Genomic DNA, 16,823 nt, shown 5'->3' with positions numbered 1-16,823 from the left:
TCTATATACGTTTTTCTTCTAACAAAATGCAAAAAGATTCGTTCTACTTATAACGACTAAGTGTGATTATTGCGTCCTGTTAGTCATATTCGTAATAAGAGAACTTATGTCTGTTGCCATCGCCGCTGCTGTTCCTGTCCGGACGCAAAAGGTATTCAGGGTGCTTCCCGGTTTCCATTTGTCGCTTGGCTTCACCATTTTCTATCTGAGCCTGATCGTGCTGATCCCGTTGTCGGCGGTCTTTTTGAAGACTTTCACGATGAGCTGGGAGGCGTTTGTGGCGGCGGTGACATCGGATCGCGTGATCGCCTCATACAAGCTGACCTTCGGTGCTTCGCTGCTGGCGGCGACTTTTAATGCTTTTTTTGGCGGCATCGTGGCGTGGGTGCTGGTGCGGTATACCTTTCCCGGCAAGAAAATTATCGATGCGCTGGTCGATTTGCCTTTTGCCCTGCCGACTGCAGTGGCCGGTATTGCGCTGACGGCCCTGTATGCGCCTAACGGCTGGATAGGACGTTATCTGGAAATGGTCGGTATCAAGGTCGCTTTCACGCCGCTGGGTGTGATTGTCGCGCTGACTTTCATCGGCTTGCCTTTCGTCGTGCGCACCATACAGCCGGTGCTGGAAGACGCCGAGCGCGAGCTGGAAGAGGCAGCGGCCAGTCTGGGCGCCAGCCATTGGCAAACGTTTACCAAGGTTATTTTTCCCACGGTGCTGCCGGCCTTGCTGACAGGTTTTGCGCTGGCCTTTGCGCGTGCAACCGGTGAATACGGTTCCGTCATTTTCATTGCCGGCAATATGCCGATGGTGTCGGAAATCACGCCGCTGTTCATTGTGACCAAGCTGGAGCAATACGATTACGCCGGTGCTACCGCGATTGCAGTGGTGATGTTGCTGGCTTCGTTCCTGATGCTGCTGACGATTAATTTATTGCAGGCCTGGACGCGCAAACGCGGACAGGCGGAGAAAGTTTGATATGACTGCCATCGCTCTCACTTCCGATCACGCATTTCCCATTAGCGCACCGCGCGCAGCGCATGTTCCAGCCGCAACGCTGGAGCCGGTCTGGGTGCGCAGCCTGCTGATCGGTACGGCCCTGCTTTTTCTTGCGTTGTTTCTGTTTGTACCGCTGATGGCAGTGTTTGCCGAGGCATTGAAAAAAGGCTGGGATGCCTACATCGCGGCGATTCTTGAAGAAGATGCGCTGTCTGCGATCAAGCTGACGCTGATTACCGCTGCAATTGCAGTGCCGCTGAATCTGATATTCGGCGTGGCTGCTTCATGGTGTATCGCCAAATTCGATTTTCGTGGCAAAAGTTTTTTGCTGACGCTGATCGATTTGCCGTTTTCGGTTTCGCCGGTGATTTCCGGTTTGATTTACGTGTTGTTGTTCGGTGCGCAAGGCTGGTTCGGCGGCTGGCTGATTGAACACAATATCAAGATCCTGTTTGCGGTGCCGGGTATCGTGCTGGCCACCATCTTCGTCACTTTTCCCTTCGTGGCGCGCGAATTGATCCCGCTGATGCAATCGCAGGGTAGCGAAGAGGAAGAGGCGGCGCTGGTGCTGGGTGCCTCGGGCTGGAAGACTTTCTGGCATGTCACGCTGCCGAATATCAAATGGGGTTTGCTGTACGGCGTGATTCTGTGTAATGCCCGCGCAATGGGCGAATTTGGCGCAGTATCGGTAGTTTCCGGGCACATACGCGGACAAACGAATACCATTCCGCTACAGGTTGAGATTCTGTATAACGAATACCAGTTTTCCGCAGCATTCGCAGTCGCCTCGTTGCTGGCATTGCTGGCACTGGTTACACTGGCGCTCAAATCATTCATTGAATGGCGTTTGCGGGACACACACGAACAGTTTCAGGAGCAGGGATCATGAGTATCGAAGTTAAAAACATCAACAAGAAATTCGGCAATTTTGTCGCCCTCAACGATGTATCGCTGGAATTCCCAGCCGGTGAGTTGACGGCATTGCTCGGGCCTTCCGGCTGCGGCAAGACGACCTTGTTGCGCATCATCGCGGGTCTGGAACAGCCGGATCACGGCCAGGTGCTGCTGGATGGCGAAGATGCATCGGCGCGCCATGTGCGCGAGCGCCAGGTCGGTTTTGTGTTCCAGCATTACGCCTTGTTCAAGCACATGACGGTGTTTGAAAACATCGCCTTTGGTTTGCGCGTGCGCCCGGCAGCGACGCGTCCTTCCGAACAGGTGATCAAGGAAAAGGTCACCAAGCTGCTGGAGCTGGTGCAGCTCGACTGGCTGGCCGATCGCTATCCGCCGCAATTGTCCGGCGGTCAGCGTCAACGGATTGCACTGGCGCGCGCACTGGCAGTCGAGCCGCGCGTGCTGTTGCTGGATGAACCGTTCGGTGCGCTGGATGCAAAAGTCCGCAAGGAATTGCGCCGCTGGTTGCGCCGTCTGCATGACGAATTGCATGTCACCAGTATTTTCGTTACGCACGATCAGGAAGAAGCGCTGGAAGTCGCGGATCAAATCGTGCTGATGAACAAGGGCCATGTCGAACAGATCGGCGCGCCCAAGGATGTCTACAACAATCCGGCTTCGCCATTTGTCTATGGTTTCCTGGGCAACGTGAATCTGTTTCGCGGTCGCGTGCATGAAGGCGTGCTGCAATCGTCCGGCATTGCCTTCGACGCGCCGGATCATGCAAAAACGCAGGATGCCAAGGGTATCGGTTATGTGCGTCCGCACGATCTGGAAGTCGATCGTTACACCTCTGGTGCGGAAGGCCTCGTGGTGCAGTTGCGGCGCGCGCATGCAATCGGTCCGCTGGCGCAACTGGAACTGGAACGCGACGATAACGGCGAGTTGATCGAAGCAGTGATTTCAAATGAACGCTTTGGCCTGCTGAAGTTGAAGGAAGGCGAAACGCTGGTAGTGCGGCCCAAACGTCTGCAGGTATTTGTCGACGATTCAGTCTGACACGCACCGCTGCGCGGCTGCAGGAATACGCGCCCCGCATGTTGTGATGACGGTGCAATTTAGGTAAAGGTTTTGCGATATGAATTTTCAGCAATTACGATCGATACGCGAAACCGCACGCTGCGGCTATAACCTGACCGAGGTGGCGAACGTGTTGTTTACATCGCAGCCAGGGGTGAGCCGTCAGATACGCGAGCTGGAGGAAGAGTTGGGCGTCGATATTTTCGAGCGTAACGGCAAGCGCCTGACCGGCCTGACCGATCCCGGTCGCGGTATTTTGCAAATCATCGATCGCCTGTTGCTGGAAGCGGAAAACCTGCAGCGCGCCAGTCAGGAATATGCCGGACAGGAAATCGGCACGCTGGCGGTGGCTACCACGCATACGCAGGCGCGTTACATGCTGCCGGAAGTCGTGCAGGCATTTCGTGCCGAATTCCCGAAAGTACGCATCGCCTTGCAACAGAGTTCACCGGAACATATTGCCGAATGGGTATTGTCGGGCAAGGCGGATATCGGGATTGCCACCGAGGGTTTGAGCCAGTTTGAAGATCTGGTTTCCTTTCCCTGCTATCGCTGGCACCACGCCATTGTGGTGCCGCAAGGTCATGCCTTGCTGTCGGATACGCCGGTCACGCTGGAAGCACTGGCGAAATATCCATTGATTACCTACGACCTCGGTTTTACCGGTCGCGGGCATATCGATGACGCGTTTAAAAGCGCCGATATTGCACCGGACATCGTGCTGACGGCGATGGATTCGGACGTGATTCAGCAGTATGTGTCGCTGGGCCTGGGCGTAGGAATCGTCGCCTCGATGGCGGTGCAGCATAACGGCAGCCACGGCTTGGCGGTTATCGATGGCTCGCATCTGTTTGCGCAGAATGTGACGCGTCTGGCAGTGCGGCGTGGCGCCTATCTGCGGCAATATACCTACAGCTTCATTCAACAATTTGCACCGGAATTGACGCGTGCCGATATCGACAAGGCACTGAAGCCGACGGCGTGATTTCAAAAGCGATGGACATTTTCCATGCCGTTCAGTGTTCCGCTGAACGGCATTTTTGTTTGCGTGGAAGATGCCCAGATAGAACTTGGGCATAAAAATAATGTCTCAGTAGCACCATGTCTTGGTGCAGCACAACTCTTGAGCAAAAAATACTTGGAGTCTGGCACTACTTTCAGCCCTGGGGCGGAAGACTTGCCGATGTGAACTGAGCGCATGTCATTGTTTGATGGCAACAGATTTTGGCGTTGCATTCATTCACCAGCCATTCATTTGAATATGAGGTCACCAACATGAAAACCGCTATTGCATCTGCGCTATTGGGCGCCGTCGTTCTTGTTGCCGGTTGTGCCGGCTATTCCGCTTCAGGTCCGAGCGCGGAAGCGAGGCTGAAACCGACACAGGGAAACAAGACTAGCGGTTTCGTGCACTTTCAGCAAAAAGGTGATCGCGTGACTGTACGCGCGAGCATAGAAGGCTTGACGCCCGGCGTACACGGATTTCATATCCATGAAAAAGGTGATTGCAGTGCGCCGGATGGCACGAGTGCCGGCGGGCATTTCAATCCTGGCGGAAAACATCATGGTGCACCGGCGAGTGCCGACCACCATGGCGGCGATTTCGGCAATCTGACTGCTGACGCCAACGGCAGAGCCTCGCTGACTTTGGTTGTCGCCAACGGCGAGATTACGCTGGATAGGGACGCTGCCAACAGCATCATCGGCAAGGGCGTGATCGTGCATGCAGATCCGGATGATTACAAGACGCAGCCTACCGGCAATGCCGGCAAGCGCGTGGCTTGCGGAGTGATTACGCGAAACTGATATTCCGGGTTTGAAGTAAAAATGCCGTTCAGTCTGAAACTGAACGGCATTTTTTTGTGCCTGCTTTGTGATGAAAAATCGGCGCTCGCTATTTGACAATCGCTCAAGGTACCAATGATCTTTTTCCGGCCAGCTTGCTCTTGATTTCCGCACTGGTCTTTTCGATGGCGGCAAGACGATAAGCGGTAGCAGGATGAATCGCGGTGTAAGCGTTCAGCACGGTTGCCGGATATTGCGCGGCCAGTCGCTGCCAGAAAGCGGCAGCACCATCGATGTTGTAACCGGCGCGTACCAGCATATAGAGCGCCAGCGTATCGGCGGCCGCATCGAGCTCCTGCGGTGTTGCAAGTATGCCGCCGGAACCGCCCAGCGTACTCGTATCCGGTGCAATACGAATCAGATTGTCGATGATGCCGCCTGCAGTGGCATTCACTCTTTGCCGGGTTGGGTGGCCGAGAGCGTTATGTGCGAGTTCTTTCGCCAGTACATAGGCCAGTTCGGTATCGTTTCTGGCGAAGTTCAGCATGCCGCGCGTGATCAGCACGCGCCGGCCGTCTGCGTAGGCATTCACATTGTCGACATTGCCGAGTTCGATGCCGAAGCCGCAAGCCAGCGTCAAGGGCACGGTGGCGCTGGTATTGGTGCCGTTGCGGACCAAGCCCAGCTTGACGGAAGAACGTTTGCTGACCAGCGGGCCGAGTATGGCTGCGGCATGACGTTCGGCGTTCGGGCCTTGCGGAATCGCAGTGCCTTCCACCGTCATCAGGATATCGCCGCGCTTGATGCCGGCACGTGCAGCGCCGCTGTTATTCAGGACGCCCATGACCTGCAGGCGTTCGTCGAAACCCAGCGATTGCGCGGCGCTGACATAATCTTCAGAAAACGAATATTTGTTCTTGGCGCTGAAGCCGATCAGGTTGCGCGCATTGCCTTTGCATAAAGGCGCATTGCTGACCAGCAGCGGTGCGGCAACGCGGTACAGTCTATCCTGCTGGTTGGTAATCGCGCGCAAGGTTTGCAACTGCGACGATTCGCTGGTCGCAGTGCTGACGCGCGATGTGGGAGTCTCGAGCGACACTGTGCTGCAACCGGCCAGCAATAAGGCGACAGGAAACAACACTGTCTTGAAAGAAGGAGTGCGCTGGAGCGGAAACCGTAAAGCTTGTAGCAGGCCTGACATCAATCATTCTCCTGAGAATTTAGTGTTTGCCGGTACTGCCGAAGCCGCCGGCACCGCGCTCGCTGCTATCAAATTCATCCACGATATTGAAACCGACCTGCAGCACCGGAACGATGACCAGTTGCGCCAGACGTTCCATAGGATTGAGGACAAATTCGGCTTGCCCGCGGTTCCATGTAGAGACCATCAACTGGCCCTGGTAATCGGAGTCGATCAGGCCCACCAAGTTCCCCAGCACGATGCCATGTTTGTGACCCATGCCGCTGCGCGGCAGGATGACGGCAGCATACGCCGGATTGTCGATGTGTATCGCCAGCCCGGTCGGAATCAAGTGCGTTTCACCCGGCTTGATCGTGAGTGGTGCATCGATGCAGGCACGCAGATCGAGTCCGGCGCTGCCGGATGTGGCGTAAGCCGGCATTTGTTCCTGCATGCGCGGATCGAGAATTTTGACGTCTATTGTTTTCATGTGAACGATGGTGGAATGAAATGGATGGCAAACGCTGTCATCGACAAGTATGCGGTCTTATTGCAGGCGGCGGGCGATTTCGCCTATCAGCTGGCGCGCCAGTTTTTGCTTGTCAGCCAATGGGAACAGCGTATGGCCCTGATCGTCGAACAGTACCAGTTCGTTCTGGTCCTGCCCAAAAGTTTGATGGCCGATATTGCCGACCAGCAGAGGGATATTTTTTTTCTTGCGTTTGGCTTCGCCGTACTCCTGCAGATTTTCAGACTCTGCTGCAAAGCCTACGCAATACGGAGGTTTCTCCAGTGCGGCGACGGCGGCCAGAATATCGGTGTTCTGCTCGAATTCCAGTGCCGGCGCATGACCGGTCGCGTCTTTTTTCAATTTCTGCGCGCTCTGATTCTTGACGCGCCAGTCGGCGACTGCCGCCACGGCAATGAATATGTGCTGCGAACTGACGCGCGACATTACGACATCGTGCATCTGCTCGGCAGTTTGCACATTGATGCGATGCACACCGTAAGGCGCAGCCAATGCAGTCGGACCGGAAACCAGCGTGACGTCGGCACCGGCTTCGCGTGCCGCGCGTGCAATCGCATAACCCATTTTTCCGGATGAAAGATTGGTAATGCCGCGTACCGGATCGATAGGCTCGAAGGTCGGGCCGGCGGTTACCATCACGCTTTTGCCTACCAGCAGATTCGGCTGGAAGCTGGCGATGATTTCTTCCAGCAGTTGTTCCGGTTCCAGCATGCGGCCCATGCCGGTTTCGCCGCAAGCCTGTTCGCCGGCATCGGGGCCAAACACGGTAATGCGGTCGGCTTTCACTTGCGCCACATTGCGTCTGGTAGCCGGGTTTTGCCACATCTCTACATTCATCGCCGGAGCAATCATTAGCGGCAGGGTGTCGGGGCGTGCCACGCACAGGGTGGAGAGCAGATCGTCGCAGGCACCATGCGCAAGCTTGAAAATGAAATCGGCGGAACAGGGTGCGATCACGATCGCATCGGCATCGCGCGTCAGATCGATGTGCGGCATGTTGTTGGAAACACGCGCATCCCACTGGTCGGTCACGACCGGATTGCCGGACAAGGCTTGCATGGTGACCGGTGTGATGAAGTGCGTTGCAGCATTCGTCATGACGACTTGCACGATAGCGCCGGCCTTGGTCAGCTCGCGCGTCAGTTCGGCTGCCTTGTAGCAGGCTACGCCGCCAGTCAATCCGAGTACGATTTTTTTACCGGCAAGATCCATGAGGGCTCCTGAAAGATGTTGCGGGCTAGTTTAACAGTTCAAGTGCCTGAAACCTGTTTTTTGCCACGCCGCAATTCATCGTAGATAAACAGTACTGCACCTATGCAAATCGCGCTGTCGGCAATATTGAATGCCGGCCAGTGCCAGTTGCCGATATAGACATCCAGAAAGTCGATGACGTGGCCGTACAGAACACGGTCGATGACATTGCCGATCGCACCGCCGAGTATCAATGCCAGCGCCCAGCTCAGCAAACGCTGGCCCGGATTTTTTTTCAGCAGATAGATGATGAAGGCAGATGCGCCTATGCCAACCACAGTGAAGAAATGCCGCTGCCAGCCGGTTTCCGATGCAAGGAAGCTGAAGGCAGCGCCCTTGTTATAGACCAGCACCAGATTGAAGAACGGCGTAACCGGCATCGATTCACCGTACACGAAGGTGCTGGTGATGGCGATCTTGGTAATCTGATCGAGAATGATCAGAATCGCAGCGATACCCAGCCAGCGGGCGATACCGGTGTTCGTAGAAGGGGTGGTCGTCATCAATACTTTCGCTATCAGTTCAGTCTGTCGTTATGCAAAGCGACGTGCTTCGCCCTTGCCGAACAGATTGGCGACGCAGCGGCCACACAATCCTTCGTGCTCGGCATGAGACCCCACGTCGGCGCGATAGTGCCAGCAGCGTTCGCATTTTTGCGCTGTCGATGGCGTGACGACGACAGATTCTTCTTCTGCGCTGGCGACTTTTTCCACACTGGCTTGCGAAGTGATCAGGACAAATTTCAAATCGTCGTCCAGACTTGCCAGCGCAGCGAATTTGTCGCCGCTGGTTTTCAGTGCAACTTCTGCCTGCAGCGATGAACCGATGCCGCCGGCGACGCGTACTTCTTCCAGTTGCTTGGTAACGTCGTTGCGTACTTCGCGCAGCAGCGTGTACTTGGTCAGCAAGGCAGCACCATCCGCTACTTCCGGCAGGGTGTAATAGGTTTGCGTGAAGATCGTGTCGCCGGCATCCTTGCCTGCAAAAATCACCCATGCTTCTTCTGCGGTGAACGACAGCACCGGTGCCATCAGGCGCAGCAGCGATTGCGTCAAATGCCAGATTGCGCTTTGTGCCGAACGACGCGCGTGCGAAGTCACACCGCTGGTGTACAGCCTATCTTTCAGGATATCCAGATAGAAGCCGCCCAGATCTTCGGTGCAATAACCTTGCAGCTTGGAGATGACAGGATGGAATTCGTAGGCGCGGTAATGTGCGACGATTTCATTCTGCATCGCGTTCATTTGTGCGATCGCATAACGGTCGATTTCCAGCATGTCGGCGACTGCGACCAGATCCTTGCTCGCGTCGAAATCGGAAGTATTCGACAGCAGGAAGCGCAAGGTATTGCGAATACGGCGATAGCTTTCAGTCACGCGTTTCAGGATTTCATCCGAGATCGACAGCTCGCCGGAATAATCGGTGGCGGCAACCCACAGGCGCAGAATATCGGCGCCCAGCGAGTCGGATACCTTTTGTGGCGCCACGACGTTGCCTTTGGACTTGGACATTTTCTTGCCCTCGCCATCGACCACGAAACCATGTGTCAGCAAAGCCCTGTATGGCGCGCGACCGTTCAGCATGGACGAGGTCAGCAAGGAAGAATGGAACCAGCCGCGATGCTGATCCGAACCTTCCAGATACAAATCAGCAGGGAAGGCCAGTTGTTCCTTGTGCGAACCGCGCAGAACAGTTTGATGCGTGGTTCCGGAATCGAACCAGACGTCCAGCGTGTCCTTGTTCTTCAGGTACATGCCGGCGTCGTCGCCGAGCAACTCTTTAGGATCCAGCGTCAGCCATGCTTCGATGCCGTTTTTCTCTACGCGTTGCGCAATCTGTTCCAGCAATTCCGGTGTGCGTGGATGCAGATCGCCGCTTTCCTTGTGCACGAAGAAGGCCATCGGTACGCCCCATTGTCGCTGACGCGACAGCGTCCAGTCGGGACGGTTGGCGATCATGCCATGCAGACGCGCCTTGCCCCAGCCCGGGAAAAATTCGGTTTGTTCGATCGCTGCCAGCGCAGTTTCGCGCAGTGTCGTTCCCTGGTTTTTCGGCATGACATCCATGCCGGCAAACCATTGCGATGTGGCGCGATAGATGATCGGCGTTTTATGGCGCCAGCAATGCATATAGCTGTGATCGAACATGACCAGCTTGAACAGGGAGCCGACTTCATCGAGTTTGGCGCAGATCGGCTTGGATGCTTCCCAGATGGTCAGGCCGCCAAACAGCGGCAGCCACGATGCGTATTTGCCGTCGGCCATGACCGGTGCGACGATTTCGTCGTCTTTCAGGCCATGCGATTTGCAGGAGATGAAATCTTCGATACCGTAGGCCGGTGCCGAGTGCACGATGCCGGTGCCGCTATCGGCGGTCACGTAAGTGCCCGGGTAGATAGGCGACAAACGGTTGTAGCCGGGATCGACATCGGCGAACGGATGCTTGAATTTGATCATGGCCAGCGCTTCACCGACGCAGGTGGCGATGGTTTTGCCTTCCAGGCCGTAGCGTTGCAGCGTGGCTTCAACCAGATCGGCAGCGAGGATCAGCAAAACGGTTTCGCCCTTGCGCTCGGTTTGTACCAGCGCGTAGGTAAATTCCGGATGCACGTTCAGCGCCTGGTTGGCAGGGATGGTCCACGGCGTTGTGGTCCAGATGACGGCGTAACCTTTATTAGTCGGCAGTTTGGCCAGGCCAAATGCCTTTGCGACTTTTTCCGGTTCGGCAAACGGGAAGCCGACGTCGATGGCCGGATCGCGCTTGTCCTGGTATTCGACTTCCGCTTCTGCCAATGCAGAGCCGCAATCGAAACACCAGTTGACCGGTTTCAGGCCGCGATAGACATAGCCTTTTTCCAGCAGGGTGCCGAGTGCGCGAATTTCATCGGCTTCGTTGCCGAAGTCCATAGTCTTGTATGGATTGTCCCATTCGCCGAGTACACCGAGGCGGATGAAGTCTTTCTTTTGGCGTTCGATTTGTTCGGTGGCGTAGGCGCGCGATTTTTCCAGCACATCCGCAGTAGGCAAACTCTTGCCATACAGTTTTTCGATCTGGATTTCGATAGGCATGCCGTGGCAATCCCAGCCCGGCACGTAAGGTGCGTCGTAGCCGTCGAACTGACGCGTCTTGATGATCATGTCCTTCAGGATCTTGTTGACTGCGTGACCGATGTGGATGTCGCCATTTGCGTACGGTGGGCCGTCATGCAGAATGAATTTCGGCCGGCCTTTGGATGCTTCGCGGATTTTTTCGTAAATCTTTTTGTCCTGCCATTGCTTGACCCATTGCGGCTCGCGCTTGGCGAGATCACCGCGCATGGGGAAAGGCGTATCGGTCATGTTGACCGGATATTTGCTGGCTGGTTTGGCGTCTGGCTTGTTCGGCTTGCCGGATTTGTTTTCGGGCTTGTTTGTATTGTCGGACATGGTCTGCTTTTATAAAGTATTCAGTTGGATCAAACGAACGGTCGTGATGAGGAAGTACGTTCGATCGTCAAATTCGGTCAGTGGCGGATGTCGCCGAGTCGGCTATCTGTTTGAAATAAGTACGTGCCTGCACCGCATCGCGTGCGATTGCTTCAGTCAGTGTCGGCAGGTCGATGTACTTTTCTTCATCGCGCAATTTTTTGAGGAATTCGACGCGTATCAATCTGCCGTAGCATTCCTGCGTATAGTCGAACACATGCGTTTCCAGCAGTACGCGACCGCTGTCGTCCACGGTTGGGCGCACGCCTATGCTGGCAACGCCGGGCAGCGGTTCCGGCTCCAGTCCGTGCACCTGCACTATATATATGCCGGACAGCGACGGATGCTTGTGGCTGACGCGCAGATTCATGGTCGGAAAACCGATCGTGCGTCCCAACTTTTTGCCGTGTACGACGTGGCCGGACATCGTGTAAGGCCGTCCAAGCAAAGTCGTTGCCTGGGAAAAATCGCCTTGCAGCAAGGCTTGCCGCACTGCCGACGATGAGATGCGGGCACCGCTGCTGGTCACGGTCGCTTGCGATTCAACATGGAAGCCATATTGCTTGCCTGCTTCGATCAGCGTGGCGACGTTGCCGGCACGTTTGGCACCGTAGCAAAAATCTTCACCGACAATCAGCCATTTGACGTGCAATCCCTGTACCAGGATTTTTTCAACAAATTCCTGTGGTGACAGCGAAGCGAAGTGTGCGTTGAAATGTTCGACGATTACGCGATCCACGCCAGCCTTGGCCAGCGACTGCAATTTATCGCGCAAACTGGCGATCCGCGTCGGTGCCTTCGATGGATCGCCGGCACGCGCGGCAAAGAACTCGCGCGGATGCGGCTCGAAAGTCATGACCGCCGATTCCAGCCCCATTTTCGACGCGACTTCACGCAGGCGCGCCAGCAGGGCCTGATGGCCACGATGCACACCGTCGAAGTTGCCGATCGCCAGCGCACATGGTGCGCGCGATGCAGCATTGGGAAGTCCGCGAAATACCTTCATTGATTGAATGAGTAAAACCGTCGCAAAACCTTGAATTATAAATGCTTTCGCAGGCTTCTCCCGTAGTTGGAGTGAGCGGATTGCGTGAATTGAAGCCCTGGCAAGTGCTTTTGTCCTGGCCCGGGCATGCAGGCCGGGGCCAAATTACAGAGTTTTATTGGCCGCGATTGATCCATGCGGCGTACTTCTACTACCTACATCGCGCCCCATACCGCATTCAAAGCCGCAACTGCCGACAAGCCAGCAGTCTCCGTGCGCAACACGCGTGGCCCCATGGACAACATCAGTGCCCCGTTTGCAATTGCCAGATTTTCTTCCTTGTCGGTAAAGCCACCTTCCGGCCCTATCATCAGTGCGACCGATTGCGGCGGATGGTGACGTGCCCAGTCGGACAGGGGCTGCTCCGCACGCGGGCTGAGCATGATGCGCACATGCAAATCCTGTTGCGTCGCCCACTGATTGAAATCGGCCGGCTCGGCCAGTGTCGTTAGCCTGTTACGCCCACTTTGTTCTGAGGCGGCGATGACGATGCCTTGCCAATGCTGCATCTTTTTTGTTGCGCGTTCAGCCGACAGGCGCACCACGCAGCGTTGCGAGGCCAGCGGTTGAACCGCGTGCACGCCCAGCTCGACTGCTTTTTCGATGATCCAGTCCATCTTGGAGGCTTCCGGCAAGGCTTGCGCCAGCGTGATCGCATAGGGGAGCTCAACTTCGCGCGGTTCGAAAATCTTGATTTCGGCCGTGACGCGTTTCTTTTCAACCGTACTGATGGTGGCAGTGTATTCACCGCCTTCACCGTTAAACAGCGTAATGGTGTCGCCGACGCTCAGGCGTATCACTTGAATATGATGTGCGACATGTTCGGGCAGCGTGACAACTGCGCCTATGACTAGCGCTTGAGGACAATAAAAACGAGGCATGGAGATCCGTTGGTTGTCGATTCGGCAAGGAGCTTGCGGCGTATCGGGTGCTGCGAGTATTCATTATAAGGAATCGCAGGCATTCGATTTTAGCCTGAGGGCCCCCACTCTGGTAAAATATGCGGCTTCGCAGCAAAGTGTTTTTTGTCTGCATGCGCGTCTGTATCTGATGCTGCATTTGATTCCGCATTGATTCTATTCTTATTCGACTCGCCATCACTCTAAATCACATGACTTCCACGCTCCCGACTACCAAAATGGCCAACGCAATCCGTGCGCTGGCAATGGATGCAGTACAAAAGGCCAATTCCGGACATCCCGGCGCGCCAATGGGGATGGCAGATATTGCCGTCGCTTTGTGGTCGAATCACTATTCGCACAATCCGGCCAATCCTAAATGGATCAACCGCGATCGCTTCGTTTTATCGAACGGCCACGGCTCGATGCTGCATTACGCGCTGCTGCACTTGACCGGTTACGACTTGTCGATGGATGAAATCCGCAACTTCCGTCAAATGCATTCAAAGACGCCTGGTCATCCGGAAGTCGATATCACGCCGGGTATAGAAACCACGACTGGTCCTTTGGGTCAGGGCATTACCAATGCGGTCGGCATGGCGCTGGCTGAAAAGCTGCTCGCTGCCGAATTCAACCGTCCGAATTTCAACGTCGTCGATCATCACACTTATGTTTTCCTCGGCGATGGCTGCCTGATGGAAGGCATTTCGCACGAAGCCTGTTCGCTGGCTGGCACGCTGCGCCTGTCCAAGCTGATCGCTTTCTACGATGACAACGGCATTTCGATCGATGGCCATGTCGAAGGCTGGTTCCAGGACGATACGCCGAAGCGTTTTGAAGCCTACGGCTGGAACGTGGTGCGCGCTGTTGATGGTCACGACGTCAATGCAGTTGATGCCGCAATCAAGCAAGCAAAAGCCTCCGACAAGCCAACCCTGATCTGCTGCAAAACCGTGATCGGCAAAGGTTCGCCGAATATGGCTGGCACGCACAATGTGCACGGCGCCGCACTGGGTGACAAGGAAATTGCCGCCACGCGCGCAGCCATCGGTTGGGAATATGCGCCGTTTGAAGTTCCTGCCGATGTGTATGCGGCATGGGATGCCAAAGCCAAAGGCGCAGCGCAGGAATCCGCATGGAACACATTGCAGCAGGCTTACGCCGCGCAATATCCTGAACTGGCAAGTGAATTGCAACGCCGCATGAGCGGTGAGTTGCCGGCCAATCTGGAACAAACCGTTGCCGCGTATATCGCGACTTGCGTAGAGAAAAAAGAAACCATCGCCACACGCAAAGCCAGCCAGAACGCGATTCAGGCCTTGGCACCAGTGTTGCCGGAATTCCTCGGCGGTTCGGCCGATCTGACCGGCTCCAACCTGACCAACTGGAAAGAGTGCGTCGCCGTGCGCGCCGACCAATGGGGCAATCACATCAACTACGGTGTGCGCGAATTCGGCATGAGCGCGATCATGAACGGTATTGCCCTGCATGGCGGCCACATCCCGTTCGGCGCCACCTTCCTGACTTTCTCCGATTACAGCCGTAATGCCTTGCGCATGGCTGCATTGATGAAGCTGCGCTCGATTTTTGTGTTCACGCACGATTCGATCGGTCTCGGCGAAGACGGTCCTACCCATCAATCGGTGGAACATGTATCCAGCCTGCGCCTGATTCCGAATCTGGATAACTGGCGTCCGTGCGATACCGTTGAATCGGCCGTGGCATGGGAGCAGGCAGTCAAGCGTCACAACGGCCCAACGACGCTGATCTTCTCGCGTCAGAACCTGCCGTTCCAGGAACGTACTGCAGAACAAATTGCCAACATCAAACGTGGCGGTTATGTATTGCGCGACGCGCCGAATGCGCAAGTCATCCTGATCGCCACCGGTTCGGAAATCGAACTGGCTGTCAAATCCGCCGATGAACTGACCAAACACGGTATGGCAGTGCGTATCGTCTCGATGCCATCGACCGATGTATTCGATCGCCAGGATGCTGCTTACAAAGCTGCCGTGCTGACCAAAGGCGTACCGCGCGTGGCGATTGAAGCTGGCGTGACCGACTTCTGGCACAAGTATGTTGGCCTGGAAGGCGCTGTCATCGGTATCGACACCTTCGGCGAATCGGCACCGGCCGGCGTGTTGTTCAAGCATTTTGGCTTCACGGTCGAGAATGTCGTTGCTGCTGCCAAGAACGTCGTTAAAAGCGCACAGGCGTGACCGAAATCACTTTCCGTCCTGCGACCGCTGCGGATGCCGCAGCGATTGCCGCCTTGCGTGTAGATAGCTGGCGCGCGACCTATCGCGGCGTGATGCCGGATGCGTATCTGGATGGCATGCGCGCGGAAGAGAGCGCGACGATGTGGTCGCAGGTGCTGCTGGCAAATGTGCCGACGATTTCGATTTTCGTGGCAGAAGCAGGCGATGAAATTGTCGGCTTTGCGGCTGGCATGTTGCTGATGCCGGAAAAATTCGAGTTGAATGCAGAGCTGACGGCGATTTACCTGAAACCGATTGCGCAACGTGGCGGTGTCGGCCGTCGTTTGCTGGCACTGGTTGCCGGCGTCTTGCAACAGCAGGGCGCCAGTGGTTTGCTGGTGTGGGTGATTGCCGACAATCAGGCGGCGCGACAGTTTTACGAACAGCTCGGTGCTGAACTTTTGATCGAGCAGCCATTCACATGGGATGGCCTGGATTTGATGGAAGCTGGATACGGTTGGCGTGACCTGACTGCATTGCAACAGGCATGCACTGAGTGATTTTCTATACCTTGAAGTTGAATTTTTCTGGAGAAAAAGATGACCATTCGTGTCGCAATTAACGGCTACGGCCGCATCGGCCGCAACATTCTTCGTGCTCACTACGAAGGCGGCAAAAAAAATGACATTCAAATCGTCGCGATCAATGATCTTGGCGATGCCAAATCGAATGCGCATTTGACCCGTTACGACACTGCGCATGGCAAATTTCCGGGGACGGTTGAAGTCGATGGCGATTACATGATCGTCAATGGCGACAGGATTCGCGTATTCGCACAGCGCGATCCAGCGCAAATCGGCTGGGGTGAGTTGAACGTTGACGTCGTGCTGGAATGCACAGGCTTCTTCACGACCAAGGAAAAAGCATCGGCTCACTTGAAGGGCGGCGCCAAGAAAGTCATCATTTCCGCACCAGGTGGCAAGGATGTGGACGCGACCATCGTGTTCGGCGTCAACCACGGCGTGCTGAAAGCCAGCGACACTGTGATCTCGAATGCATCGTGCACCACCAACTGCCTGGCACCACTGGTTCAACCATTGAACGACAAGATCGGTCTGGTGAATGGCTTGATGACGACAGTTCATGCATACACCAATGACCAGGTGCTGACTGACGTGATGCATGAAGACTTGCGTCGTGCACGTTCGGCTACGCAATCGATGATCCCGACCAAAACCGGCGCTGCTGCTGCAGTTGGTCTGGTCTTGCCGGAACTGAACGGCCGACTGGATGGTTATTCGATTCGTGTTCCAACCATTAACGTGTCCATCGTCGATCTGTCCTTCATCGCTGCACGTGACACGACAGTGGAAGAAGTCAACGCGATCATGAAGGCAGCGACAGAAGAAGGTGCCTTGAAGGGTATCTTGACCTATCAAACCGAACCACTGGTTTCGGTTGATTTCAACCACAATCCGGCTTCGAGCAACTTCGATGCGAC

16 protein-coding genes are annotated in these 16,823 nt (G+C 55.5%); 8 read left to right on the top strand and 8 right to left on the bottom strand.

Features of this window, described 5'->3' with window-relative positions:
• Window positions 1-106 precede the first annotated feature (106 nt).
• The 4 genes from cysT (at window position 107) to ABWP27_RS08380 (ending at window position 3,956) form a co-directional block, all read left to right on the top strand.
• Window positions 107-976, top strand: a complete 870-nt coding sequence (cysT, locus tag ABWP27_RS08395; RefSeq protein WP_353155615.1) for a sulfate ABC transporter permease subunit CysT — start codon at window positions 107-109, stop codon at window positions 974-976.
• A gap of 1 nt (window position 977) precedes the next feature.
• A complete protein-coding gene (cysW, locus tag ABWP27_RS08390) occupies window positions 978-1,886 on the top strand; it encodes a sulfate ABC transporter permease subunit CysW (protein WP_353155613.1) in 909 nt (302 codons plus the stop codon).
• Window positions 1,883-2,950, top strand: coding sequence for a sulfate/molybdate ABC transporter ATP-binding protein (locus ABWP27_RS08385; RefSeq protein ID WP_353155611.1), 1,068 nt, complete (start codon window positions 1,883-1,885; stop codon window positions 2,948-2,950). The genes cysW and ABWP27_RS08385 overlap by 4 nt, the downstream gene beginning before the upstream one ends.
• Before the next feature lie 79 nt (window positions 2,951-3,029).
• Window positions 3,030-3,956 (top strand): CysB family HTH-type transcriptional regulator, encoded by a 927-nt coding sequence (locus ABWP27_RS08380; RefSeq protein ID WP_353155609.1) that lies wholly within the window; start codon window positions 3,030-3,032, stop codon window positions 3,954-3,956.
• Window positions 3,957-3,958: 2 nt separating this feature from the next.
• On the opposite strand, the gene ABWP27_RS08375 is transcribed toward ABWP27_RS08380, so the two are convergent.
• Window positions 3,959-4,207 (bottom strand): hypothetical protein, encoded by a 249-nt coding sequence (locus ABWP27_RS08375; protein WP_353155607.1) that lies wholly within the window; start codon window positions 4,205-4,207, stop codon window positions 3,959-3,961.
• Between the two features lie 39 nt (window positions 4,208-4,246).
• Here ABWP27_RS08375 and ABWP27_RS08370 point away from each other — a divergent pair, with 39 nt between their 5' ends.
• The gene (locus ABWP27_RS08370) at window positions 4,247-4,777 is read left to right on the top strand and encodes a superoxide dismutase family protein (RefSeq protein ID WP_353155605.1); all 531 of its coding nucleotides are present in this window, start codon (window positions 4,247-4,249) and stop codon (window positions 4,775-4,777) included.
• Between the two features lie 103 nt (window positions 4,778-4,880).
• Here the strand turns inward: ABWP27_RS08370 and ABWP27_RS08365 are convergent, their stop codons facing one another.
• The 7 genes from ABWP27_RS08365 to ABWP27_RS08335 all read right to left on the bottom strand — a co-directional run bounded on the left by ABWP27_RS08365 (window position 4,881) and on the right by ABWP27_RS08335 (window position 13,106).
• A complete protein-coding gene (locus tag ABWP27_RS08365) occupies window positions 4,881-5,957 on the bottom strand; it encodes a M48 family metalloprotease (protein ID WP_353155603.1) in 1,077 nt (358 codons plus the stop codon).
• Between the two features lie 19 nt (window positions 5,958-5,976).
• Window positions 5,977-6,426 (bottom strand): dUTP diphosphatase, encoded by a 450-nt coding sequence (gene dut, locus ABWP27_RS08360; protein WP_353155602.1) that lies wholly within the window; start codon window positions 6,424-6,426, stop codon window positions 5,977-5,979.
• Window positions 6,427-6,483: 57 nt separating this feature from the next.
• Window positions 6,484-7,677 carry a bifunctional phosphopantothenoylcysteine decarboxylase/phosphopantothenate--cysteine ligase CoaBC gene (gene coaBC / locus ABWP27_RS08355; protein ID WP_353155600.1) on the bottom strand — a complete coding sequence of 398 codons (1,194 nt, stop codon included), beginning with the start codon at window positions 7,675-7,677 and terminating at the stop codon, window positions 6,484-6,486.
• Between the two features lie 38 nt (window positions 7,678-7,715).
• On the bottom strand, window positions 7,716-8,219 hold the full coding sequence (gene lspA / locus ABWP27_RS08350; protein WP_353155599.1) for a signal peptidase II: 504 nt from the start codon (window positions 8,217-8,219) through the stop codon (window positions 7,716-7,718).
• A gap of 30 nt (window positions 8,220-8,249) precedes the next feature.
• On the bottom strand, window positions 8,250-11,141 hold the full coding sequence (ileS, locus tag ABWP27_RS08345; protein WP_353155598.1) for an isoleucine--tRNA ligase: 2,892 nt from the start codon (window positions 11,139-11,141) through the stop codon (window positions 8,250-8,252).
• Window positions 11,142-11,208: 67 nt separating this feature from the next.
• Complete coding sequence (locus ABWP27_RS08340; RefSeq protein ID WP_353155596.1) at window positions 11,209-12,186, bottom strand: bifunctional riboflavin kinase/FAD synthetase; 978 nt, start codon at window positions 12,184-12,186, stop codon at window positions 11,209-11,211.
• A 194-nt stretch (window positions 12,187-12,380) separates the two neighbouring features.
• Window positions 12,381-13,106 carry a 16S rRNA (uracil(1498)-N(3))-methyltransferase gene (locus ABWP27_RS08335; protein WP_353155595.1) on the bottom strand — a complete coding sequence of 242 codons (726 nt, stop codon included), beginning with the start codon at window positions 13,104-13,106 and terminating at the stop codon, window positions 12,381-12,383.
• A 230-nt stretch (window positions 13,107-13,336) separates the two neighbouring features.
• On the opposite strand from ABWP27_RS08335, the gene tkt reads away from it, so the two are divergent.
• The 3 genes from tkt to gap form a co-directional block, all read left to right on the top strand.
• Entirely contained in the window at window positions 13,337-15,343 is a 2,007-nt protein-coding gene (gene tkt, locus ABWP27_RS08330; protein ID WP_353155593.1) for a transketolase, read from the top strand.
• Entirely contained in the window at window positions 15,340-15,882 is a 543-nt protein-coding gene (locus ABWP27_RS08325; RefSeq protein WP_353155591.1) for a GNAT family N-acetyltransferase, read from the top strand. The genes tkt and ABWP27_RS08325 overlap by 4 nt, the downstream gene beginning before the upstream one ends.
• Before the next feature lie 39 nt (window positions 15,883-15,921).
• Window positions 15,922-16,823, top strand: a 902-nt coding sequence (gene gap / locus ABWP27_RS08320) for a type I glyceraldehyde-3-phosphate dehydrogenase (protein ID WP_353155590.1), incomplete at its 3' end; no start/stop codon positions are given.

The organism is Herminiimonas fonticola (genome assembly GCF_040395855.1).
Taxonomy (GTDB): Bacteria; Pseudomonadota; Gammaproteobacteria; order Burkholderiales; family Burkholderiaceae_D; genus Oxalicibacterium; species Oxalicibacterium fonticola_A.
The sequence above is the reverse complement of the archived record's forward strand: the minus strand, read 5'-3'. Positions and strand labels throughout refer to the sequence as shown.